Below are 3,927 nucleotides of genomic sequence, written 5' to 3'. Positions count from 1 at the left end.
GGGCATGGCTGCCCGGCGGCTCCCCATTCGGCCATGTCCTTAACGTGGTCCTCGAAGGTGCCGGGCGGCGTGCTGCGACCCTTCCCAGGCTCCCAGCCTCGCGGAATAAACCCGTCTAATGATGCGTCGTGCCGAAGATGATCGAGCAGGGCGACGGCGTCGCGGCCGCCGTTACGGGCCGGATCTCGCAGCTGTTTGCAAATCTCGGTGCCGCTCTGGCCGTACCAAAGGAACTCAACGGGAGCCAATTGCCAGGGGATTCCTGCTCGTGGCGGCGCAGGCGCCGGGTCGTTCGGCAGAGTAGAGGTCATATGGCAGGTCGAGCAGGCTATGGCTTCGGCACCGGTCCGACTTATGCCGCCATGGATATTCATGCCATGGACACGATCCTTCTTTTCACCGGCGGGCGTCCAAATCGGAATACCACCGGCGTTGACATGGCAATTTGCGCAGCGCGGATGGGTAACAACCGCCTCGATCCGTTTCCATGCTTCCAGACCTGCCGCACGGCTGACGCTGCCCGACGGCAGGGCATCCCTCGAACCTTCACCTTTTGCGTAGACCATCACCGTAAGAGGGGCCAATATCGAAGCAGCAACTGCGACGGCAATCAGAGTCCTGTCCATGACCGCCCCTCTCAAACGAAGTCGATGAATTTGTTGAACGGCATTTCGCGGATGCGCTTGCCGGTCGCGGCGAAGATGGCGTTGGCGAGCGCCGGCGCCGCCGGCGGTACCGGCGGTTTGCCGATGCCCCGCACCGTGTAGTCGTTCTCCAACCCGCGCACCTCGATCACCGGACACTGATACATCCGCATGGCTTCGTGGTGATTGTAATTGGTCTGCTGGACTGACCCGTTTGCATAGGTGAGTTCGCAGTTCATGGCGTGGCCGAGACCCCAGACAACGCCGCCCTGCACCTGGTTTTCGAAATTGACAGGATCGACGATCTTGCCGACATCGGCTGCCACCCAGACCTTGTCGATCCTGATGCCGGAATCCGTCATGGTCACTTCGACGATCTCGGCAACTGCCGTGCCGAAGGCCTCGACGAAGGCGACGCCGCGGCCCTTTCCGTTGCCCAGCGGTCCCTTCCAGCCGGCCATGTCGCCGACCGTTTGCAGGAGCGTCCGGTAGATGGGAATCTTGCACATGTCGATGCGCGCCTGGAGCGGATCGAGCCCGGCCGCATGGATCAGTTCGTCGATGAAGCTCTCGGTGAAAAAGCCATTGGCCGAAGCGCCAACCGACCGCCAGGTCGTAGTCGGCGACACGCCCTGCACCTCGAAACTCGCCGCACGGTAGTTCGGGATGTCGTAGTACACGTTCCAGATGCCCACGGCCAATTGGCCGTCCGGGGCATTCGGCGGCATATCCATCCGCTCCAGCAGCTGCTTGAAGGGAGGCGTTGACGCCACCTGGACATCGGCCGCCACGATTTTGCCGTCCTTGACGCTGCCTCGATACCTGCCCATCGCGATCTGCCGCGGGATATCCTGAAGGAAGTCCTGCTCGCGCGAGAAGACGATCTTCACCGGCGTACCGCGCAGCTGGTTCGCGATCTCGGCAAGCGCCCTGACGTTTTCGAATTCCAGGCGGTGGCCGAAGCTTCCGCCCGACCACTCATTGTGGAAGGTGACCTGTTCGGGCTTCATGCCAATTGCCTTGGCCGCAATGTACTGCACCGATTGCGGCGACTGGTGGCCAACCCAGATTTCCATCCTGTCGTCGGTCACGATGCCAATGCCGTTGAGGGGTTCCAGCGGCTGGTGGCCAACATAGGGCGCCCGATACTCCGCCTCGAGCAACGTCCCCTCTTTCAGACCGGCATCGACATCGCCGTCGTTGCGCCACTGCTTGGCGAGGAATTCCTGCGTGAAGGAGGAACGCACGATGTCCCAGTGCCCCGCTTGCTCGGCCGGGTATTTCGATGGTTCCCAACTGCACTCGACAAGATCCACCGCTTGCATCGCATACCAGCTGTTGGTCGCGATGACCGCTACGCCGTTCGATAGCCTGAGTATCTGCCGAACGCCGGGCATCGATTGCGCTTTGCTCGCGTCATACGACCGGATCGGCTGGCCCTTGTTGGGATTGAGCTTGACCGCCGCATAGACCATGCCGTCCATCTTGCGATCGATGCCGAAAACAATTTCGCCCGTCACCTTGGCGCGGATGTCGAGCCGCTCCATCGGTTTGCCGATCAGGCGCCACTGCGACGGGTCGCGCAGCTTGACGTTTGTGACCGGCGGTATTTTCGCCGCTTCGGCCGAAAGCGCGCCATATGGGATCCTCGTCCCGTCCGGCAGGATGACGTGGCCGGCCTCGGTGCGAATGTCGGCGACGGGGGCGCCGCTGCGCCTGGCCGCGGCAGCCTTCAGCGTCTCGCGTGCAACCGCGCCGGCGACGCGCAGCTTTTCGTAGGTATCTGGGATCGCGCTCGAGCCTCCGGTCATCTGCAGGCCCGACTGCCTCAGCCATTCCAGCGCAGCCGCGCGCCCCTTCTCGGCCTCAAGGCTCTGGTCCGCCGCCATGAAGGGGGCGAGCTCGTGCGCGAATCCGGTGTTGAAGTAGGCGGGGCTGGGCCCGGCGAAACGGACCTCGAACTGACCGATGTCCAGATCCAGTTCCTCCGCGATCATCACCGGCTGGATGGAACCAACGCCTTGTCCGATGTCGGCATGCTGCGCAATGAGCGTGATCCTGTCGGGGCTGATCTCGACCCATGGATTGAACGCGACCGAGTCCGGGCCGAGGTTCGCGGCCAGCGGGTTCACCGCGGCGGGAGAGGCGGAGGTCTCCTCGGCGCGACCATAGGACCCGAAGGCCACACCACCGGCAAAAGCGGCGGAGCCGAATATGACGGCGCGACGGGAAAGGTTTGGCGTGACGCCCATCTCACTTCCCTCCGATCTTTTCGGCGGCCGCGTGGATCGCGACGCGGATGCGTTCATAGGTGCCGCAGCGGCAGAGATTACCCGACATGACCTCGTTGATATCCTCATCGGTCGGTTTGGGCTTCGATTCGAGCAACGAGATCGCCTGGATGATCTGGCCGGCCTGGCAATAGCCGCACTGTGGCACTTGATGCTCGATCCAGGCCTCCTGCACTGGGTGAAGCTTACCCTTGCCAACGGCTTCGATCGTGGTGATTTCCTTGCCCGCGACATCGGCGATACGCGCCTGACAGGAGCGGACGGCTGCTCCGTCGACCTGCACCGTGCAGGCGCCGCATTGGGCTATTCCGCAGCCATACTTCGGACCTGTGATGCCAAGCTCATCGCGCAATACCCAAAGCAAAGGCATCTCGGGCACCACGTCGACTTGGTGTCTCAAGCCGTTGACAACGATAGCGAACATCGTGAGCCTTCCTTATTTTTCTGGTACTTGGCTATTGACTGTAAAGGTACTTGTAGCTTCCAACGCTGCAAAGGACAGTCCGCCAGAATTTACCTTTTTTAACCATCGATTAGGCCTCGGCAGCGGCCAGCGTGAGGCGAGTTCTTTCGGTTTCGACGAACGCCTTCTTGCCGTCGCTATTCCTTAACAGTGGAACGGCGGTGCGCACCTTTCACGAATGTCTCAGTCACGCGTTGGCTGGCGCGATTGCTGCGACCGCCGCCTGTGCGACCGAAATGTCTTGCTCGACGGTCCCAGCGCTCGCGCCCACCGCACCAATGATTTCACCCGCGACGCGCACCGGCACTCCGCCGCCGAAGATGATGACCCGCCCACCATTGCTTTGCTCTATGCCGAAGAGCGGCGCGCCGGGCTGCGCCAGTTGGCTCAGAGAGGCGGTGGTCTTGTCGAACAAACGGGCAGTCAATGCCTTGCCGATGGCGAGATCGATGCTTCCGATCAGGGCACCGTCCTGACGCGCAAATGCTACAAGCGCGCCACCCTGATCCACGACGGCTATGTTGTAGGC

The 3,927-nt window shown here is 62.2% G+C and carries 4 protein-coding genes; all 4 read right to left on the bottom strand.

Features of this window, described 5'->3' with window-relative positions:
• The coding region (locus tag EOA27_RS26200) for a hypothetical protein (RefSeq protein WP_127257624.1) at positions 1–626 on the bottom strand (626 nt) is incomplete at its 3' end.
• Positions 627–637: 11 nt separating this feature from the next.
• Positions 638–2,896, bottom strand: a complete 2,259-nt coding sequence (locus EOA27_RS26195) for a molybdopterin cofactor-binding domain-containing protein (protein WP_127257622.1) — start codon at positions 2,894–2,896, stop codon at positions 638–640.
• Position 2,897: 1 nt separating this feature from the next.
• Entirely contained in the window at positions 2,898–3,359 is a 462-nt protein-coding gene (locus tag EOA27_RS26190) for a (2Fe-2S)-binding protein (protein ID WP_127257620.1), read from the bottom strand.
• Positions 3,360–3,585: 226 nt separating this feature from the next.
• Positions 3,586–3,927 (bottom strand): heme-binding protein (locus EOA27_RS26180; RefSeq protein ID WP_145970539.1); only part of this gene is annotated, 342 nt, incomplete at its 5' end.

The organism is Mesorhizobium sp. M2A.F.Ca.ET.037.01.1.1, assembly GCF_003998075.1.
In the GTDB taxonomy this organism is placed as follows: domain Bacteria; phylum Pseudomonadota; class Alphaproteobacteria; order Rhizobiales; family Rhizobiaceae; genus Mesorhizobium.
The sequence above is the reverse complement of the archived record's forward strand: the minus strand, read 5'-3'. Positions and strand labels throughout refer to the sequence as shown.

Coding starts and splice junctions, on each gene's coding strand:
- EOA27_RS26195 (WP_127257622.1), bottom strand. CDS start 2,896: ATGGGCGTCACGCCAAACCTTTCCCGTCGCGCCGTCATATTCGGCTCC.
- EOA27_RS26190 (WP_127257620.1), bottom strand. CDS start 3,359: ATGTTCGCTATCGTTGTCAACGGCTTGAGACACCAAGTCGACGTGGTG.